At 71.3% G+C, this 19,889-nt stretch carries 13 protein-coding genes and 1 pseudogene; 8 read left to right on the top strand and 6 right to left on the bottom strand.

Annotation, left to right across the window (positions count from 1 at the left end; translation table 11 throughout):
- Positions 1-303 (bottom strand): GNAT family N-acetyltransferase, encoded by a 303-nt coding sequence (locus IF22_RS0116645; RefSeq protein ID WP_030332954.1) that lies wholly within the window; start codon positions 301-303, stop codon positions 1-3.
- A gap of 167 nt (positions 304-470) precedes the next feature.
- Between IF22_RS0116645 and IF22_RS0116640 the strand changes: the two genes are divergently transcribed.
- From IF22_RS0116640 to IF22_RS0116630, 3 genes are all read left to right on the top strand, one after another.
- Positions 471-1,166 (top strand): DUF1223 domain-containing protein, encoded by a 696-nt coding sequence (locus IF22_RS0116640; RefSeq protein ID WP_051708541.1) that lies wholly within the window; start codon positions 471-473, stop codon positions 1,164-1,166.
- Between the two features lie 40 nt (positions 1,167-1,206).
- The gene (locus IF22_RS0116635; protein WP_030332951.1) at positions 1,207-1,581 is read left to right on the top strand and encodes an MmcQ/YjbR family DNA-binding protein; all 375 of its coding nucleotides are present in this window, start codon (positions 1,207-1,209) and stop codon (positions 1,579-1,581) included.
- A 157-nt stretch (positions 1,582-1,738) separates the two neighbouring features.
- The gene (locus tag IF22_RS0116630; RefSeq protein WP_030332950.1) at positions 1,739-4,606 is read left to right on the top strand and encodes a glycosyl hydrolase; all 2,868 of its coding nucleotides are present in this window, start codon (positions 1,739-1,741) and stop codon (positions 4,604-4,606) included.
- 92 nt (positions 4,607-4,698) lie between these two features.
- Here IF22_RS0116630 and IF22_RS33120 read toward each other — a convergent pair.
- A pseudogene (locus tag IF22_RS33120) lies at positions 4,699-5,851 on the bottom strand (endo-1,4-beta-xylanase).
- Between the two features lie 340 nt (positions 5,852-6,191).
- Positions 6,192-8,024: a family 43 glycosylhydrolase gene (locus IF22_RS0116620; protein WP_030332949.1), complete on the bottom strand. Its 1,833-nt coding sequence runs from the start codon at positions 8,022-8,024 to the stop codon at positions 6,192-6,194.
- Between the two features lie 632 nt (positions 8,025-8,656).
- Here IF22_RS0116620 and IF22_RS0116615 point away from each other — a divergent pair.
- The 3 genes from IF22_RS0116615 (at position 8,657) to IF22_RS0116605 (ending at position 13,095) form a co-directional block, all read left to right on the top strand.
- Complete coding sequence (locus tag IF22_RS0116615; RefSeq protein ID WP_030332948.1) at positions 8,657-10,990, top strand: beta-L-arabinofuranosidase domain-containing protein; 2,334 nt, start codon at positions 8,657-8,659, stop codon at positions 10,988-10,990.
- 159 nt (positions 10,991-11,149) lie between these two features.
- Positions 11,150-12,088, top strand: a complete 939-nt coding sequence (locus IF22_RS0116610; protein ID WP_030332947.1) for an NHL repeat-containing protein — start codon at positions 11,150-11,152, stop codon at positions 12,086-12,088.
- Between the two features lie 131 nt (positions 12,089-12,219).
- Positions 12,220-13,095: an endonuclease/exonuclease/phosphatase family protein gene (locus IF22_RS0116605; RefSeq protein ID WP_051708539.1), complete on the top strand. Its 876-nt coding sequence runs from the start codon at positions 12,220-12,222 to the stop codon at positions 13,093-13,095.
- Between the two features lie 66 nt (positions 13,096-13,161).
- Here the strand turns inward: IF22_RS0116605 and IF22_RS0116600 are convergent, their stop codons facing one another.
- The gene (locus tag IF22_RS0116600) at positions 13,162-14,046 is read right to left on the bottom strand and encodes an MHYT domain-containing protein (protein WP_030332944.1); all 885 of its coding nucleotides are present in this window, start codon (positions 14,044-14,046) and stop codon (positions 13,162-13,164) included.
- 166 nt (positions 14,047-14,212) lie between these two features.
- On the bottom strand, positions 14,213-17,014 hold the full coding sequence (locus IF22_RS0116595) for a DEAD/DEAH box helicase (RefSeq protein WP_030332942.1): 2,802 nt from the start codon (positions 17,012-17,014) through the stop codon (positions 14,213-14,215).
- Positions 17,015-17,100: 86 nt separating this feature from the next.
- Between IF22_RS0116595 and IF22_RS0116590 the strand changes: the two genes are divergently transcribed.
- Both IF22_RS0116590 and IF22_RS0116585 read left to right on the top strand, forming a co-directional pair.
- Complete coding sequence (locus IF22_RS0116590) at positions 17,101-17,859, top strand: HAD family hydrolase (protein WP_030332940.1); 759 nt, start codon at positions 17,101-17,103, stop codon at positions 17,857-17,859.
- Positions 17,860-17,940: 81 nt separating this feature from the next.
- On the top strand, positions 17,941-18,858 hold the full coding sequence (locus IF22_RS0116585; RefSeq protein ID WP_036411586.1) for an EamA family transporter: 918 nt from the start codon (positions 17,941-17,943) through the stop codon (positions 18,856-18,858).
- Here the strand turns inward: IF22_RS0116585 and IF22_RS0116580 are convergent.
- On the bottom strand, positions 18,821-19,705 hold the full coding sequence (locus IF22_RS0116580) for a diacylglycerol kinase family protein (protein WP_051708563.1): 885 nt from the start codon (positions 19,703-19,705) through the stop codon (positions 18,821-18,823). The two genes, IF22_RS0116585 and IF22_RS0116580, sit on opposite strands and share 38 nt — an antisense overlap.
- Positions 19,706-19,889: the final 184 nt, after the last annotated feature.

Below are 19,889 nucleotides of genomic sequence, written 5' to 3'. Positions count from 1 at the left end.
CTATTTGATCTTGCGGGTGGTGCGGACCACGATGTCCTCGTACTCCGGGTGCTTGACCAGCCAGTCGGCGAGGAACGGACAGATCGGCACAACGGTCCGGCCCTTGCTCCGCGCGTCGTCCAGCACCGCCCGCGCCAGCGTCGACCCGACGCCCCTGCCCTCGTACGCCGGATCGACCTCGGTGTGGGTGTAGGCGATGATCGAGCCGGTCAGCTGGTAGGTGACGAACCCGGCGACCGCGCCCGCCTCGTCGCGCGCCTCGAAACGCTCCCGCGTCGGCGCGTCTGTCACGGTGAACTGCACAGTGCCATCCAACCACCCGCGCCGACGGCCCCCGCCGCGAGGCCGGCAGCGAAGGGCGACGTCACGCGCATCGTCGCGCCCGAAACGGGAACACGACGCCCGCCGGGAGCACCCCGAAACGGGGACACGACGCCCGCCGGGAGCACCGTGGGAGGAGACACGCCACCATGACGAACGCGTCGACGGACGGCGGCTTCGCCGTCGTCGAGATGTTCACGTCCCAGGGCTGCAACAGTTGCCCTCCGGCCGAGGAGTTGCTGAGCGAGATCGAACGCGACGCCCGGGCGCATGGACAGAACGTCTTCGCCCTCGGGTTCCACGTCGACTACTGGGACAACCTGGGGTGGCCCGACCAGTTCGCGGACCCGGCGTACACCGCGCGCCAGGAGGCCTACGCCCGGGCGTTCGGCACCAGGGGTCTCTACACCCCGCAGATGGTCGTCAACGGCAGCGTCGAGTTCGTCGGTTCGGACCGTCGCCGGGCGGCCAGCACGATCATGTCCGCCATGTCCTCGAGGGCCACCACCGCGCTGACGCTCTCCGTCGCCGGCTTCGGCGGAGACCGGGTGCTGGTGGACTACCGCACCGAACGGCCGCCGGCGGGCGCGGTGTTGAACGTGGCGGTGGTGCAGCGGGGCCTGGACAGCGACATCGCCCGGGGCGAGAACGCCGGGCGGACGCTGCGGCAGGACAACGTCGTCCGCGCCTTCAGGTCGGTGGTCCTGGACGCCGAGCGGGGGCAGGTGGAGCTGGCGACACCGCCCGATCTCGATCCGCGCGACGCCAGCGTGGTCGGCTATGTCCAGGAGAGCGGCGAACGGGCCATCGTCGGGGCGACGGCCGTCGCGCTGCCCACCGAGTAATCTCGGCACGTGCGGATGATGGGCGGTGCGAGGGGGTCCGGTGGCTGACGCTGACGACGTACGCCGGGTGGCGCTGGCCCTGCCGCACACTGTGGAGATCGCCAGCGACGGTTTCGACTTCCGGGTGGCCGACAAGGGCTTCGTCTGGTCCTATCCGGAGCGCAGACCGGGGAAGCCACGGGTGATCCGGCTCGACATCGCGGTGCTGTTCGTGGGTGACGAGGCCGAGAAACAGGCGCTCCTGCTCGGGGAGCCCGAGGTCTTCTTCACCACGCCCGGCTACGACGGTCTGCCCCTGGTGTTGCTGCGTCTGGCGGCGGTCGACGTCGACCGGTTGACCGAGTTGGTGACGGACGCGTGGCGGATGCGCGTGCCGGACGCGTTACTGGGCGACACCGCGGGCGCCGGCAAATAGCGACATCAGCACGCAACGCGTTCGACACATTGACGTGGATCTCAATGCTCCACTACCGTGACCGAGAGAGCGCTCTCTCACCCGACCTTCCCCCCAAATCAGACGCAACGCGCTGGACCCGGCGAGGGCCGCAACCGGCGCGCGCGATGGAGGCACGATGAAACCTCCCGTTCCCCACCGCCGGTGGGCCCTGGCCGCCGCCACCGCGCTGGCCCTGGCCGTCGGCGGCCTCGCCATCCCGGTGACCGACGCGGCCGAAGCCGCCCCCGTCGGCGCCGGCAGCTACACCACCACCCCGGTCGGCCCGCTCCCCAGCGGCTGCGGGGCGATGTCCAGCAACCCCCGGCAGTTCGCCACCGCCAACGCGCCGTCCGGGCCGATACCCACCAACGACTGGTGGTCCTCGCTGCTGTGGAAGCGCACCGACTGTTCCTTCAGCGAGCCGCTGCACGCCCACCCGATCTCGTACGACACCTTCGGCGACGGGCTCGGCTTCTCCGCCAACTCCACGCCCGCGATCAGCGGCACCGCCACCGGCGTCGGCGAGTTCCACTACCCGTACGTGCAGGACATCAGGGTCGGTGTGGCCGGGCTCGCCGCGCCACTGGTCAAGGTCGACGGCTGGACGGACTGGACGGTCAGCCCGCACTGGAGCGACGGCACGCGCACCATGCGCGCGACCATCGGCCACGGCCTGCCCTTCGCCTACTTCCAGACCACCGGCGGAAACGCGCAGATCAGCACGGCCGGCACCCCCGACGTCTGGTCCAACAGCGGCGCCACCATCGGCTTCCGGGTCAACGGCCACGACTACGTCGGGTTCGCCCCCAGCGGCGCCAGCTGGACAGTGGCGTCCGGCCGGATCTCATCCACGCTGGCCGGTCGCGGTTACTTCTCGGTCGCCCTCCTGCCGCCGACGTCGAGCACCACCGAGCGCGCCAGCCTGGCCGCCACCTACGGCCAGTACGCGCACGCCCACGTGACCGGCACCCAGGTGTCGTACGCGTACAACCCGGCGACCAGCGGCCTGACCACCACGTACGCGTTCACCACGACCGCCCGGGAGGGCACCGCCACGCAGACCGTGGTCAGCCTCTACCCGCACCAGTGGAAGTCGCTGAGCGGCTCCACCGCGATCACGCCGACCTACCCGTCGGCGCGCGGCCGGATGAAGGTGCTCACCGGCGTCAACCAGTTCCGCACCGCCATGAAGTTCCAGGGCATCCTGCCGGAGTTGCCGGCCGTCGGTGACGGCAGCGGCGGTGACCTGTCGACGCTCACCGGGCACCTGGCCGCCACCCGCGCCAACCCGATGGACCAACGCGGCAACGACACCTACTGGACCGGCAAGGGGCTCGGCCGGGCCGCCCGGATCGCCGAGATCGCCGACCAGGTCAACGACATCACGACGCGCGACAGCGCGCTGAACGCGATCCGCAGCACGCTCACCGACTGGTTCACCGCGTCCAGCGGCAAGACCAGCCGGGTCTTCTACTACGACAACAACTGGGGCACCCTGATCGGGTACCCGGCGTCGTACGGCTCCGACCAGGAGCTCAACGACCATCACTTCCACTACGGCTACTACATCGCCGCCGCCGCGACCCTGGCGAAGTTCGACCCGGCCTGGGCGGCCACCAGCCGCTACGGCGGCATGGTCGACCTGCTGATCCGGGACGCCAACAACTACCGCCGCGACGACACCCGGTTCCCGTACCTGCGGGACTTCGACATCTACGCCGGTCACGACTGGGCGTCCGGGCACGGGTCCTTCGGCTCCGGCAACAACCAGGAGTCCTCGTCGGAGGGGATGAACTTCGCCAGCGCCCTGATCCAGTGGGGGCAGACGACCGGCAACACCGCCGTCCGGGACGCGGGCGTCTTCCTCTACACCACGCAGGCCGCGGCCATCCAGGAGTACTGGTTCGACGTCAGCGACCAGAACTTCCCCAGCGCGTTCGGTCACTCGACGGTCGGCATGGTCTGGGGCGACGGCGGCGCGTACGCCACCTGGTTCAGCGCCGAGCCGGAGATGATCCAGGGCATCAACCTGCTCCCGGTCACCGGCGGCCACCTCTACCTGGGCAACAACCCGGCGTACGTGCGGACCAACTACGCCGAACTGGTCCGCAACAACGGCGGACAACCGACGGTGTGGCAGGACATCCTCTGGCAGTTCCAGGCCCTCGGCGACCCCGACGCGGCGCTGGCGAACCTGCGCGCGAACCCGGGCTACACCCCGGAGGAGGGCGAGAGCCGGGCACACACCTTCCACTGGATCCGCAACCTCGCGGCCCTGGGCAATGTCGACACCACCGTGACCGGCAACCACCCGCTGTCGGCGGTCTTCTCCCGCAACGGGGCCCGCACCTACGTGGCGTCGAACCCGACGGCGACACCGATCACTGTGACGTTCTCCAACGGCACCGCCCTCACCGTGGGAGCCGGCAAGACGGCAACCACCGGGGCGTACACCTGGAGTGGTGGCAACGCGGCCGGTGGCGTCCCCCCGACGACGCCGACGGACCCCCCGCCGACGACCACGCCGCCGCCGACCCCGGGCAACCCGACGCGGTACCTGTTGCCGGGTGGTGGGTTGGCCGCCGCCGGTAGCGCGGCCACCACGACGGTCGCGGCGGCGAACGGGAACCACGACGGTACGCCCACCAACGCCCAGGTCTTCACGGCGACCGGTCTCAACCTGGCCTACACCGGCGGGCAGACGGCGTTCGACCTGTTCGTGGACGCCGGGACGGCGGTCGGCAACGGGGTACAGGTGCGGATCTCCTACGACCTCACCGGCAACGGCAGCTGGGAGCGGGTGGAGACGTCACGCTACTTCGCCACCGACCCGGTTCCCGGCTACGAGCACTACACCCAGAACGCCGGCCTCTCCTCGGCCACCGGCACGTTGGGCACGCTGAGCAACGGCACGGTCCGGGTGGAGGTGTGGTCGGCGATCGGCAACAACCCGAGCACCGTGGGCATCGGCAACCAGTCGGTGCTGCGGCTTCCGTACTCCTGATCGATCTGTTCGTCCGGACACGACGTTGGCCGGTGCGCAGGACCAGGATCGGTCCCGCACACCGGCCGACGCGTGCGGTCAGTCAGTCAGTCTCAGGACGCGGTGCAGGTGGGCGTCATGCCGGCCCCACTGCCGTTGCCCTGGAAACCGAACTCGGTGACCTGGCCCGCGCCGAGCCGACCGTTGTAGTCCACGTTGGCGAACCGCACCGTGCCGGCGGAGCCACTGGCCGTCGCGCTCCAGGTGTTGGTGACACTCGCACCACTGGGAAGCGTGAGGCTGACGTTCCAGCCGCTCGTCCCGGCGGAGCCGGCGGTGACCTTCACGGTGGCCACGAATCCACCGGTCCACGTGTTCAGCGACACCGATGCCGAGCATCCCCCGGTCCCCGGCGGCGGGGTGGTGGGCGGCGGGTCGGTGGGCGGCGGGGTCGTGGGCGGCGGGGTCGTCGGGATGCCGGTCCCGGCGTTGAGGGCGTTCAGGACGTTGGTGTACGCGGCCTTCTTGTTGCCGTTGCAGTCGAACAGCAGGGCGTTGTCCGAGCCACGCCACGAGTCACAGTCGCGCACACCCCACACCGTGATGCCGCATGTTGTAGATCCCCGTCGACTTCGCGTTGATCCCGTCGGTGTTGTAGTCGTTGTAACACAACTTCGCACCCGGATCCGCCGCCCGCGCCGCCCGGAACGCCGCCTCGATCCAGTCATTGCCCGTACGCTGCAGGTTCGAGTCACGCCGCCCACCCGAACCACCGTCAGCGAACGCCTCGTTCACCACGTCCCAGGCGTAGATCTTGCCGCGGAAGTGCGTCGCCACCTGGGTCACGTGGTTGATCATCGCGCTGCGCAACGCGCTGCCCGACATACCCTGCGCCCAGCCCGGCTCCTGCTGGTGCCACAGCAACGCGTGACCCCGAACGCTCATGCCGTTGGCCTGGGCGTGACTGACCAGGCGATCACCACCGGTGTAGCTGAACCGACCCTGCTGCGGCTCGGTGGCATCCCACTTCATCTCGTTCTCGGCCACGACACTGTTGAACTCACGGTTCAGGATCGTCGTGTAGACGCTGGTGGACAGCTTGCCCGTCGCGACAGCGGCCCCGAAGTAGCGACCCTTCTCCGCCGCCGAGGCCCCCAGGGTCGTGCCGGCGCTGGCCGTGGAGGTCAGTGCCACCGTCATCCCGGCGGCGAGCACGCCGGTGACTGCGATGGTCACCGCCGCTCGCAGGGCTCTTTTGTGATTCATCCGGATTCCTTCTCTGTGGTGGTGCGGTGATGGAAGCGCAGCGCCCGAATCTGCTCATGCGACATCGGAGACGACAGCAACGGTCGCCGTCGCGGAAGCAGTGCGGGGAATCCTGAACCGACGTCCGGCATGCCCTGGGCGGACGTCGCGTTCCGAGGGGCCACAGCAGGTTCGCCCGGTGAACCACAGGTGCGGCCGCCCTCAACCATCGACTGTGAGCGATAACATGCCGTTCGTCAAGTCGTAACGGGCCGGGCCGAGGCCGGGTCACCGCGGTCGGGCCGGCGGGGCGCGTCGGCGTGCTGCCGGAGCCGCAGGAACACGGCTCCGGCAGCGCCGGTCACTGGAACGAGGCGTCGTCGACGAGGAAGCTGTCGGTGCCCTGCGCCGTCTCCACGTAGAAGGTGGCATTGGACAGCGTGCCGCTCCACGACACGGTCGTGGTGCCCGTGAGCAGCGTCCAGCCGTTGACGGTCACCCCCACCGCCGGGGTCAACTGGAGGTAGCTCGTCGTGCCGCCGGCGGTCAGCGACAGGGTCGCCTTCGCCGACGGGGTGCCGCTCTGTGCGCGTACCCAGACGTTGGTGGTGTAGCTCTTGCCGTTGGTGAGCCGGGCGGTCACGTCCTGACCGGGACCGTTCCACGCGCCGGTGCGGCCGGTGATCGACAACGACCCGCCGCCGCCGTGCGCGACGGTGGTGTTCCGGGCGAGCGTTCCGCTGCCGTGCACACCCCAGCCCGTGGTGCCGTTCTCCACGTCGCCGTTGGTGAGCAGGTTGGCGCTACCCGCGGTGCCGCTGAACTGCCACCAGTTGATGTTGAAGAGGTTGCCGCTGCCGCCGGCGAAGCGGAGGTAGAGGTCGTGGGTGCCGGTGGCGCCGCTGACCGCGCAGGTGGTGGTGGTCCAGGTTTGCCAGCCGCCGGTGCCGCCGACGGTGCAGGTGCCCACGGTCGGGCCGGTGGCGCTGTCGAGGCGTACCTCGATCCGGCCGCCGCTGGTGGCCGAGGCGACCCGGGCGCTGAACGCTGTCGCGCCGGCGCCGAACGCGACGCCTTTGACCTTGATGTAGTCGCCGTTCTCGATCCAGCCGACGTTCATCCCGCCCTCGCTGGACGCCTCCGTCTCGATCCCCGCACCCCAGGCGATCGTCTCGGCCTCCTGGCGCACGTACGGGTTCAACGTCCCGATCTGCGGCGCGCCGGTGGTGGTCATGGTGATCGTCGGGAACGTGCCGTTGCTGTTGTAGGTGAACTTCTCCACCGCGACCGACCGGGTGTAACCGCCACCGCCGGGCAGGGCCCCGTTGTGATAGAAGAAGTACGACCCGCCCTGGAAATCGATAACCCCGGCGTGGTTGGTGAAACTCGCCCCCTGCCTCGGCATGATCGTTCCCCGGTACGTCCACGGCCCGGTCGGCCCGGTCGCCGTCGAGTACGCGAGGAACTCCGAGCAGCACTCCGCGGCGAACACGTTGTAGTACAGGCCGTTGCGCTTGAACACCCACGGCCCCTCCTCGTACAACGTCGGCCGACTCGCGTTGCCGGTACGGGTACCGAACCCCGCCGTCGTCAACGGAATCCGGGTGGCGCTGCCGGAGAACGAGATCATGTCCGGGTTCAACCTCACGTACCACAATCCCGGGTTTCCCCAGTACAGGTACGCCTGCCCGTCGTCGTCGATGAACGCGTGCGGGTCGATCTCGTTGTTGCCGACCAGGGGTCGGCCGAGCGCGTCACGGAACGGCCCGGTCGGGCTGTCCGCCACCGCCACCCCGATGACCATCTGCCCGTTCGAGCGCTGGCGCACCGGCACGTACCAGTAGAACTTCCCGTTACGCGCGATGACCTGCCCGGCCCACGCGTTGGCATCCGCCCACGCGAACGTCGCCAAACTCATCGGCGAGCCGTGATCGGTCCAGTTCACCATGTCCGCCGACGAGAACACCCGCCACTCCCGCATGGTGAAGTACGTCGAGCCGTCCTCGTCGTGGCCGGTGTAGAGGTACACCCGACCGTCGTGCACCATCGGCGCCGGGTCAGCGGTGTAGATGTGCTGGACGATGGGATTGTCGGCAGTGGCCGTGCCCGGGGTCAGGGCGAGGACGCAGGCCATGCTCGCCAGCCAGGCGATGGCGCGCCTGCCCCGGGTGGTGGTTCGATCTTGCACCTTCACGATTACTCCCACAGAGAGTGTGCCGTGCGCGATGTCCGCCTCGACGCGCCACCGCTGTCCTGGCTGCCGCCCGAACGGACTCTGCTGTCCGCACGCCAAGCAGCACGACCGGCGGCCGTGTTAGCGTTAACAGCTGTTGTCGGACGCCTCCCTCCCCGTCTGACCTGGAATTTTGCGAGACGCGGGATGACCGTCGTAACCACATCGCAGCATTGATGTATCGACGTTGACATCCAAGATTTACGATGCACCGTACTGAGCGACACGGCGGGCGTCAACGGCCGGGCATCCGCTCTCATCCATCGTCATCCGTCACACAGGGTCACATTTTGCTGGCCCGACGCCCAGCCGGTGTCCGTTTCGGACCTTTGCGGTCCTCCAGCCCGACACCTCCGGGCCAGGTCGCCGCGCGGACGGGCCGGCGGGTCGATCCGGGGGTTGCGGGCATGTTAACGACGAACTATGTTAGCGATCACATCGATGTGCCGCGATAAGCGTCAGGGGTGGGCACCCGGCGTCCACAGCGACCGCGTCCCCACCACCCGCACCGCACCCGTCGTCGGCAGTTCACCGCCGACGACCCCGCCGCCATCGACGGCGGCCCCGACGTACCGGCCACCTGGAGGTTCCCCATGCCACCCCCGCCCCTCAGCCGCCGCCACCTGCTTCAGGCCGCCGGAGCCACAGTGGTGCTCTCCGCGACCGGCGCCGCCGTCGCGCCCGGGAGCGCGTCTGCCGCCATCGTGCCCCCGGCCCGCTCCGACATCGGCGTCTCGGCGTACCCGTTCGACCCCGGTCAGGTCCGACTCACCGCAGGCCGGTGGATGGACAACCAGAACCGCACGCTCAACTACCTCCGGTTCGTCGACGTCGACCGGATGCTCTACAACTTCCGGGCCAACCACCGGCTCTCCACCAACGGCGCCGCCACCAACGGCGGCTGGGACGCGCCGAACTTCCCGTTCCGGACCCACATGCAGGGGCACTTCCTGAGCGCCTGGGCGTACGCGTACGCGGTGCTGGGCGACACCACCTGCCGGGACAAGGCCAACTACATGGTGGCCGAGCTGGCCAAGTGCCAGGCCAACAACTCCGCCGCCGGGTTCGGCGCGGGTTACCTCTCCGGCTTCCCGGAGTCCGACTTCACCGCGCTCGAGGCCCGGACGCTGTCCAACGGCAACGTGCCGTACTACTGCATCCACAAGACCCTCGCCGGGCTGCTCGACGTCTGGCGCTACACCGGAAACACCCAGGCCCGAACCGTGCTGCTGGCCCTCGCCGGCTGGGTCGACAGCCGCACGAGCCGACTGAGCTCCAGCCAGATGCAGTCGATGCTGGGCACCGAGTTCGGTGGCATGAACGACGTGCTCACCGACATCTACCAGCAGACCGGCGACTCCCGCTGGCTCACCACCGCCCAGCGGTTCGACCACGCCGCCGTGTTCAACCCCCTCGCGGCCAACCAGGACCAGCTCAACGGGTTGCACGCCAACACGCAGGTGCCCAAGTGGATCGGCGCGGCCCGCGAGTACAAGGCCACCGGGACCACCCGGTACCGGGACATCGCCAGCAACGCCTGGAACATCACCGTCGGCGCGCACACCTACGCCATCGGCGGCAACAGCCAGGCGGAGCACTTCCGGGCGCCGAACGCGATCGCCGGCTACCTCAGCAACGACACCTGCGAGCAGTGCAACACGTTCAACATGCTCAAGCTGACCAGGGAGTTGTGGCTGCTCGACCCGAACCGGACCGACTACTTCGACTTCTACGAGCGCGCCCTGATCAACCACCTGATCGGCGGGCAGAACCCGGCCGACAGCCACGGCCACATCACCTACTTCACCCCGCTGCGCCCGGGCGGGCGTCGCGGGGTGGGCCCGGCCTGGGGCGGCGGCACCTGGAGCACCGACTACAACTCGTTCTGGTGCTGCCAGGGCACCGGCCTGGAGATCAACACCAGGCTGATGGACTCCATCTACTTCTACAACGGCACCACCCTGAGCGTGAACCTGTTCACCCCGTCGGTGCTCAACTGGACGCAGCGCGGCATCACCGTCACCCAGAGCACCAGCTACCCGGTCAGCGACACCAGCACCCTGACCCTGTCGGGGACGATGAGCGGCTCGTGGAGCATCCGGGTGCGGATCCCGTCCTGGACCAGCGGCGCGACGATCACCGTCAACGGCACTGTGCAGAACGTCGCCACCACCCCCGGCAGCTACGCCACCGTCACCCGCACCTGGGCCGCCGGCGACACCCTCACCGTGCGACTGCCGATGCAGGTCGCCATGCGGGCCGCCAACGACAACGCCTCGGTCGCCGCCGTCACGTACGGCCCGACAGTGCTGGCCGGCAACTACGGCAACACCGCGCTCAGCGCCCTGCCCGCACTGACCGTCTCCTCGATCGCGCGTACCAGCACCAGCTCGCTCGCGTTCACCGCCAGCGCCAACGGGTCCACCGTCAACCTCGCCCCGTTCTACGACGCCCACGGCTACAACTACACGGTCTACTGGAACACCAACGGCGGCGGCAGCACCGGCGGCAGCTACCGCCTGGTGAACGTCGGCACCGGCCTGGTCCTCGGCGTGCAGAACATGTCCACCGCCGACGGCGGGCTGGCCGTGCAGTGGGGCGACAGCGGCACCGCCGACCACAACTGGGTGATGGTGACCGACGGCAACGCGGTGCGGTTCCGCAACGTCCACAGCGGCAAGGTCCTGGGCGTGGAGAACATGTCCACAGCGGACAACGCCCGGGTCCTGCAGTGGGCCGACAACGGCACCGCCGACCACCGCTGGATCCTCGTGGACAACGGCGACGGCTCCTACAAGATCCGCAACGTCAACAGCAACAAGCTGCTGGGAATCCTGAACGGGTCGACCGCCTGGGGAGCGCAGGCCGTGCAGGATTCCGACAACGGCAGCGCGGACAACCGGTGGAGGCTCGTCCGCAACGCCTGACATCCGCCCCACCCCCGGGCTCACCGGCGCGGTCACCCGAAGGCCGCGCCGGTGACGCCGGGCGGGCGCCCGGCAGCGGCCGTACAGTGGGGAGGGTCCTGGCCCCAGTGAACGTGGCGGACGTGTCGGCTCGTGCCGCTTCCGCCCGGAAGGAGCACAGTGAACCGCCCCCTGCGCACCACACTCGTCGGCGCGTTGACCGCCGCCATGCTGGCCACCGTCGCCGTCGCGCCGGCGCAGGCGCACCCCGCCGGGCGGCCACCGGCCGTCCTCGCCCTCCCCGACGGGTTCCAGCCCGAGGGCATCGCCACCGCCGGCCGGTACGCCTACTTCGGCTCCCGCGCGACCGGCGCCATCCAGCGCGTCGACCTGGTCACCGGCCGGAGCACGACGATCGGCGCGGCCACCGGCACCCCGTCGCTCGGTCTCAAGGTCGACGCCCGTGGCCGGCTGTTCGTCTCCGGCGGCACGGCCGGCGACGCCCGCGTGCTCGACACCCGCACCGGCGAGGTGCTGGCCCGCTATCAGCTCGCCACCGCCCCGACGTTCGTCAACGACGTGATCCTGACCCGCGACGCCGCGTACTTCACCGACTCGAACCGGCCGGTGCTCTACCGGCTGCCGTTCGGTCGCGGTGGGTCGCTGCCGCCCGCCGACGCCGTCACCACGATCACCCTGACCGGCGCGTACGAGCAGGTCGGCACCGGCGTCAACCTCAACGGCATCACCACCACACCGGACGGCCGGGCACTGATCGTCGTCCAGTCCACCACCGGCACGCTGTACCGGGTCGACCCGGCGACCGGCGCGAGCACCGTCGTGGACGTGCCGGGGCACACCTTCACCAACGGTGACGGACTGTTGCTGCTCGGCCGCACCCTCTACGTCGTGCAGAACCGCCTCAACCTGATCGCCGTGGTCCGGCTCAACCACGCCGGCACCGCCGGAACCCGCACCGGCACCATCACCGACCCGAACTTCGACGTGCCCACCACCGTCGCCGCGGCGTTGGGCCGGCTCTACCTGCCCAACGCCCGGTTCACCACACCACCGACCGCCACCACGCCGTACACGGTCGTCGCGGTCCGCGCCCACTGAGCGACCCGAGGGGGTACGCGCCACGCGGGTGCCCCCTCGGCCCGCCGCTCTGGATCTCCATCGTGGCTGGACCGCCAGTAGGATCACTGGCACCTCGGCGATGACTGTCGCCTCGTGCATCCGGAGTCCGTGTGGCCGCCCGTTCGAACCGTTTCCTGCGCCGCGCCCTGGCCGTGGGCTGCCTCCTCGCCGTCGCCGCTCTGCCGACCGCGGCGCCAGCCGCACGACCGACCGCACTGCGCGCCGCACCGGCCGACGCCCCGCAGGTCACCGTGCTGCGGATGCTGCAGATGAACCTCTGCAACAGTGGCCGCGCCGGTTGCTACACCGGCCGGGCGCTGGCCAGGGCCACCGAGGTGATCACCGCCGAGACGCCCGACCTGGTCACCCTCAACGAGATCTGCGCGAACGACCTTGCCGTCCTGCGCCGCGTGTTCCAGACCGTCCACCCCGGCCGGACCGTCGTGGCCGCGTTCCAGGCCGCCGGTGACCGACCGAGCGGCGACGACACCCGCTGCCGCAACGGCCAACGATTCGGCATCGGGCTGCTGGCCCACGCGCGGGCAGCGGCCGGCCCGGGCACCGTGTACGCCGGAACCCATCCGACGCAGGACCTCGCGGACCCCGAGGAACGGGCCTGGCTCTGCGTCGACGCCGACGGCGCCCTGCTCGCCTGCACCACGCACCTGTCGGCCACCGGCTACCGCGTCGCGCTCACCCAGTGCCACCACCTGCTCGACGTCATCCTGCCGGGGATCAGCCGCGACGCCGGAAGCCTGCCCACCGTGCTGGCCGGCGACCTCAACCTGCGCGCCGGCCACGACCCCGACGTGCGGACCTGCACGCCGACCGGCCATCAACGCATCGACGACGGCCGGCTGCAACACATCACGGCGACCCCGGACATCACGATCTGCTGTCGCACCGTGGTGCCCATGCGCGAGGCGACAGATCACCCCGGGCTGCTGGCCACCCTCACCGTCGGCCGCAGCCGCCGGCCGGCCTGACCCGCCGCCGCACCGGCGTGGACGGCGCGGGCCGGGCCGAGCGGCGTCAGCGCGGGCCGAGCGGCGTCAGCGCGGCGGTGTGTCCCGGCGGGACGGGAACGGCGTACCTGGCTGGCCGAGGGTGGAGCGGGCCCGCAACCCGACCGGATCGGGAGCGGCGGTGGGCGCCGGGGCCTCCGGTGCGGCGAGCCGCCGCCCGTCCAGGTACGCGGTGGCGGCCCGGTCGTCGTCGGTCGGAGCGGCCAGCAGCGCGTAGAGCAGACCGACCACCCCGAAGATCACCGCCAGCACGATCGGCACCAGCAGGGTGCTCACCCCGGTGCCGGTCACCTCGCCGGTCCCCTCGTGGCGGTGCACCGACAGGGCGCTCATGCCGGTGAAGTGCATTCCGTTGACGGCGATCCCCATGACCAGCGCGGACGCGAAGATCACGACCCCCCGCCGGACGGTCATCGCGAGCCACAGGGCGACGGTGGCCGCCACCACCGCGATGACCACCGAGAGCACCACCCGGACGGTGTCGTAGCCGAGGCTGCCGTTGAGGCGCATGGCGGCCATCCCGGTGTAGTGCATGGAGGCCACGCCGACACCGGTGAAGAGGCCACCGGCGATCAGGCGTACCGGATTGAGCCGGCCGGTGCCCACGATGGCCAGGCCGATACCGACCGCCACCACGGCGATGGCCGTGCTGGCCGCGGTCAGCGGCACGTCGTAGCGGATCCGGGTGTTCTCGACAGCGAAGCCGAGCATGGCCATGAAGTGCATCGCCCAGATGGCGGTGCCGCCCAGCGCCCAGGCCGACAACAGACCCCACCATGCCCGCTGACCGCCGGTCCGGGCCGTGCGAATGCGTCCGGCACAGACCAGACCGAGGATCGATCCGAGCACGGACAGCGCGTAACTCAACGCGGGCGTGATCCACCCGTACTCAAAATGATTGATTTCCGCCACGGCGGCTTTCTCCCCATTCGTTACCGGCCCGTCAACACGACGCCTCGGCAATGATCAGGGGTGCCGTGATCAGGCGCAACAGCGCCTTGGCGGCTATTCGTAAGGTGCCGTCGCGGTAACCGTCCGCTGCGTCGATTCGCCGACGAAAAATGACGGATCGTCATTGTCAGGCGGACGTGTGGTAAGCGAGAACGCCCCGATTGACCGCCGCTATAGCCTGTCGCGCCGTGGAGCGCAGCTCACTTGCGGCGCCACCGGAGTCGGCAATCTGACCGAGCAGGTCGACGACCTGTCGGGCCCACCGGACAAAGTCACCGGCGGGCATCTCACCATCGATCTCGTGCCCGCTGCCGAGCACCTTGGCCAGCGCCTCACCCCGGGCCCACCGGTAGACCGGCCAGGCGAACCCGAGATCCGGTTCCCGGGTCGCGGTCAGCCCGCGCGCCGCCTCGTCGGCCTCGATCTCCCCCCACAGCTTCAGCGTCTCGTCCACCGCGTCGGCCACCGGCCCGCGCGGCAGCGACGCCCGCTCGTCGACATCACGGCGCGCCTCGAACACCACCACCGACACCGCGGCGGCCAACTCGGCCGGCGACAGCCCGTTCCACACCCCCCGGCGCAGGCACTCGGCGACCAGCAGGTCCGCCTCGGTCCAGATCCGGCCCAGCATCCGACCGGCGTCGGTGACCGCGCCGTCGCGGGCGAGGTACCCCCGCTCGGTCAGCAACGCCACGATCCGGTCGAACGTCCGGGCGAGGGACCCCGTACGGCCGCTGACCCGCTGGCGCAGCTCCTCGGTGTCGCGCTCCAGCCGCCGACGCCGCTCCGCCCAGCGGGCGTGCTCCTCCCGCTCCGGGCAGGCGTGGCAGGGGTGGTGGCGCAGCTCGGTGCGCAGCTGGGTGATCCGGTGGTCCTCGCCGGTCACCTGCCGCGAACGCCCTCCGCGCCGACCGCCGTGCCGGTCCAGGCCGGTCCCGCTGACCTCGGCGGCGAGATCCCGCCGGGCGGCCGGTGACCGGTGGTTGAAGTGCTTGGGCACCCGGATGCGGGCCAGCACCTCGGCGGGTGTGGTGAAGTCGCCGGGGCTGACCCGCCCGGCCCAACGGTCCTGGGTGAGCACCAGCGGCCGGGGCTCACCGAACCCGCCGGTCGCCGGGTCCAGCACCACCGCCAGACCGGCCCGCCGGCCCGACGGCACCCGGATCACGTCACCGACGCGCAGCCGCTCCAACGAGGCCACCGCGGCGGCCTTGCGCTGGGTCTGCCCCTGCCGGGCGATCGCCTTCTCCCGCTCGGCGATCGCCACCCGCAGCGCGAAGTACTCGTCGAAGTCGCCGTGGTGGCAGGCGGCCTCCGCGCCGTACGCCTCGATGGTCTCGGTGTTGCGCTGCACCTGCCGGGCCAGACCGACCACCGACCGGTCCGCCTGGAACTGGGCGAACGACGACTCCAGCAGAGCGCGGGCCGGCTCCGCGCCGACAGTGCCGACCAGGTTCACGGCCATGTTGTACGACGGCCGGAAGCTGGAGCGCAGCGGGTAGGTGCGGGTGGACGCCAACCCGGCCACGTGCCGCGGGTCGGTCTCCGGGGACCACACCACGACGGCGTGCCCCTCCACGTCGATGCCACGGCGCCCGGCGCGCCCGGTGAGCTGCGTGTACTCCCCCGGGGTCAGGTCGACGTGCGCCTCGCCGTTGTACTTCACCAGCCGTTCCAGGACGACGCAGCGGGCCGGCATGTTGATGCCCAACGCCAGGGTCTCGGTGGCGAAGACCGCCTTGACCAGGCCACGGACGAACAGCTCCTCGACGACTTCCTTGAACACCGGCAGCATGCCCGCGTGGTGGGCGGCCAGGCCGCGTTCCAGACCGTCCAGCCACTCCCAGTAGCCCAGGACCGACAGGTCCTCCCCGGGAATGGCGGTGACCCGGGACTCGACGACCCGGCGGATCTCGGCCCGCTCCTCCGCCGAGGTGAGCCGCAACCCGGCGGCGAGGCACTGCTGCACCGCGGCGGCGCACCCGGCCCGGCTGAAGATGAACAGGATCGCCGGCAGCAGACCCTCCCGGTCCAGCCGGTCGACGATGTCGGGGCGCATCGGGCCACGCCAGCGCGGGCCACGACGCCCGGCACCGGGGCCCGCGCTGCGCCCCTCGCCCAACTCCAGCCGCCGCACGGTCTCCCGGGTGTAGCGCAGCAACTCCGGGTGCACGTCGTGCTTGCGCGCGGCGTCGGCGTCGTGGAACAGGTCGAACATCCGCTTGCCGACCAGCATGTGCTGCCACAACGGCACCGGCCGGTGCTCGCTGACCACCACCGCGGTCTCGCCGCGCACGGTGACCAGCCAGTCGGCGAACTCCTCGGCGTTGGACACGGTCGCCGACAACGAGACCAGGGTGACCGAGGCCGGCAGGTGAATGATCACCTCTTCCCACACCCCGCCGCGGAACCGGTCGGCCAGGTAGTGCACCTCGTCCATCACGACGTACGCGAGGCCCTGCAGGGTGCTGGAGCCCGCGTAGAGCATGTTGCGCAGCACCTCGGTGGTCATCACGATCACCGGCGCGTCGCCGTTGATCGCGTTGTCGCCGGTCAGCAGGCCCACCTGCTCGGCGCCGTACCGGGCGACCAGGTCGTGGTACTTCTGGTTGGACAACGCCTTGATCGGCGTGGTGTAGAAGCACTTGCGCCGCGCCGGCGGGGTCGTCGCGTCGGCGGCGGGCACCGGGTCGTCGGGCCGCCCGCGCAACGCCAGGTGGACGGCGAACTCCCCGACCACCGTCTTGCCGGCGCCGGTGGGGGCGCAGACCAGCACACCGCTGCCCCGCTCCAGCGACTGACACGCCTCCCGCTGGAAGTCGTCGAGGTCGAACCCCAGCTCAAGGGCGAACTCGTCCAACGCCGGAAACTGTGCGGCTTGTGCGGCCTTGCGGCGCGCCGCTGCGTACCGCTCGGCGGGGCTCGACATGGCACCAAGATTAGTGCGTGCCGAGTCACAGCACCCCACAAGGCCGTCCGGAGGGGCGGTCGGGGGCGGTCGGTAGGGTGCACGGCGTGCCGGACCATGCCGAACCGCCCCAGACCAGTCCGCCGGGCACCGCCGAGCGCCGGGCGTCCCGACGCTCGGTCAAGGCGGTGCTCTTCGACTTCCACGGCACCCTGGCCCAGGTGGAGGACCCCCAGCGGTGGGTGCTGGAGGCCGCGGCGGCGTGCGGCGTCACCCTGGACCGGGTCCGCGCCACCTCGCTGGCCGACCGCCTGCTGACCGCCGGGCGCGCCGGCGGGCCACTGCCGGCGCGGGTGCCACCCCGACTGGCCGAACTGTGGGCCGACCGGGACCTCTACCAACACGCTCACCGGGGCGCGTACACCGGGCTGGCCGAAACCGTCGACGCCGGCATCGACGGTTTCGCCGACGCGCTCTACGAGCGGTTGCTGACCGCCGACGGCTGGCATCCGTACGCCGACACCGCCCCCACGCTGACCGCGCTGCGCGACGCCGGGGTGCCGGTGGCGGTGGTCAGCAACATCGGCTTCGACCTGCGGCCACACTTCGACACCTGGGGGCTGACCGACCTCGTCGACGCGTTCGTCCTCTCGTACGAGGTGGGGCGGTGCAAACCCGACCCGGCGATCTTCTGGCGGGCCTGCGGGATGCTGGGCGTCGACCCGGAGCAGACCCTGATGGTCGGTGACACCCCCGCGGACGCCGGCGCGGTGGCCGCCGGCTGCTCGGTGCTGGTCCTCCCGGCCGCCGAGCCGGGTCGGGAGAACGGCCTCGGCGCGGTGCTCGACCTGGCCCTGCCGGGCTGAGCGACACCGGCCCGACCCGCGCCTTGTTGGTCACTGAGGTGGACACCGCCGCGCTGTGGCCCGGGCGCAACGCCTACCGTCGTGCCCGTGACGGACACCCTGCTGCCCACCCCACCCTCGGGCGAGACACGACCGGCCCGGCGCGGTGGCGTGGCCGCCGTGGGGCTGGTGCTCGGCGGGGCGCTGTCGGTGCAGTTCGGCGCCGCCGTGGCCGCGTTGCTCTTCCCGCGTACCGGGGTGGCCGGCGCGGTGACCCTGCGGCTGACCATCGCCGCGGTGCTGCTGCTCGTGGTGTGCCGGCCCCGGCTGCGCGGACACGACCGCTCGGCCTGGCTCGCGGCCGGCGCGTTCGGGCTGGCGCTGGCCGGCATGAACTCGCTGTTCTACCAGGCCATCGAACGCATCCCGCTGGGCCCGGCGGTGACGCTTGAGGTGCTCGGCCCGCTGGCGTTGTCGGTGTTCTCCGCCCGACGCCTGGCCAGCTGGGGCTGGGCCGGGTTGGCACTGGCCGGGGTGGCGCTGCTCGGGCAGGGCGGCTTCGACCGGCTGAACCCGGTCGGGGTGGCCTTCGCGTTCGGCGCGGGCGCCATGTGGGCCGCGTACATCGTGCTGAGCGCCCGGGTCGGCGGCCGCTTTCCCGGCGCGGACGGGCTGGCCCTGGCGCTGACCGTCGCCGCGGTGGTCACCCTGCCGCTGGGCATCGTCGACGGCGGCGCGGTGCTGCTCGACCCGCCGGTGCTGGCGCTCGGCGCCGCCCTCGCGGTGCTCGCCTCCGGGCTGCCCTACACCCTGGAACTGCTGGCGCTACGGCGGATGCCCACCGCCACGTTCGCGGTGCTGATGAGCCTCGGCCCGGCCGTCGCCACGCTCGCCGGGTGGCTGGTGCTGCGGCAGGCGCTGACAGTGCTGGAGTGCGTCGCCATCGCGCTGGTCATCGCTGCGAGCATCGGCGCGGTCCGGGTCAACGCAGCAGCCGCAGGGCGGCCGGAACCGCGCTGATCGTCACCGGCAGGGCCAGTGACCGTTCCCCGTCGGCGTACGAGGTGATGCCCTCGGCGGCCACCTCCACGGTGCGGGCCCGGAAACTGCGCACCAGCGGGTGGCTGACGTGGGTGCCCTGATAGATGCGCGGCTTCACCCGGACCAGGGTCCGCCGGTTGACCCGACCCGCCACCACCACGTCGAGCAGCCCGTCGGTCGGGTCCGCGTCCGGGCAGATCCGCATGCCACCGCCGTACGTCGGGCAGTTGCCCACCGCCACGAGCACCGCGTCCAGGTCGTGCGGCACCCCGTCGAGGCGCAGCGTGTAGCGGCGGGGGCGCAGCCGGGCCAGCTCGACCAGGATCGCCAGGTCGTACCGGCGTGGGCCGCGTGGCCAGCGCATCCGGTTGGCCCGCTCGTTGACGATCGCGTCGAACCCGGCCGCGAGGACCGCCCCGTACCACCGCTCGACGCCGTCGACGCCGACCATCCGGGCCAGGTCGACGGGTCGACTGCGGCCGTCGCGCAGCGCCTCGCCGATCATCACCGCCGCCGCGAGGGGGTCCGCCGGGAAACCGGTGTCCAGCGCGAAGTCGTTGCCGGTGCCGGCCGGGATCGGGCCGAACGGCACGTCGGTGCCGGCGACCGCCTGCAACGCCCGGTGCACGGTGCCATCCCCACCGACCGCCACCAGCGCGCCGGCGCCGTCGGCCACGGCGGCCCGGCACGCCGCCTCCGCCTCGGCGGGGCTCGACGCCGGCAGCAGCCGGATCGGCCGCCCGGCGACGGCCAACCCGTCCAACAGCCGGGGCAGCAGGGCCCGGTAGCGTCCCCGGCCCGCGGTCGGGTTCGTGAGGACGGCCACCGGGCCACCGGGGAGCGGGGCGCGGTCGACCGGTCCACCGGTGAGCGGGGCGCCGTCGGTCGGTCCGCCGGCGACCAGGGCTCCGTCGGTCGGTCCGCCGGCGGCGGGCAGGTGATCGTCTGCGGTCACGGGCAGCACCGTACCGGTCGGACACCCGCCGTTTCCCCGGGGCGGCCGCCGTCAC

The organism is Micromonospora parva (genome assembly GCF_000718515.1).
Lineage (GTDB): Bacteria > Actinomycetota > Actinomycetes > Mycobacteriales > Micromonosporaceae > Micromonospora > Micromonospora parva.
The sequence above is the reverse complement of the archived record's forward strand: the minus strand, read 5'-3'. Positions and strand labels throughout refer to the sequence as shown.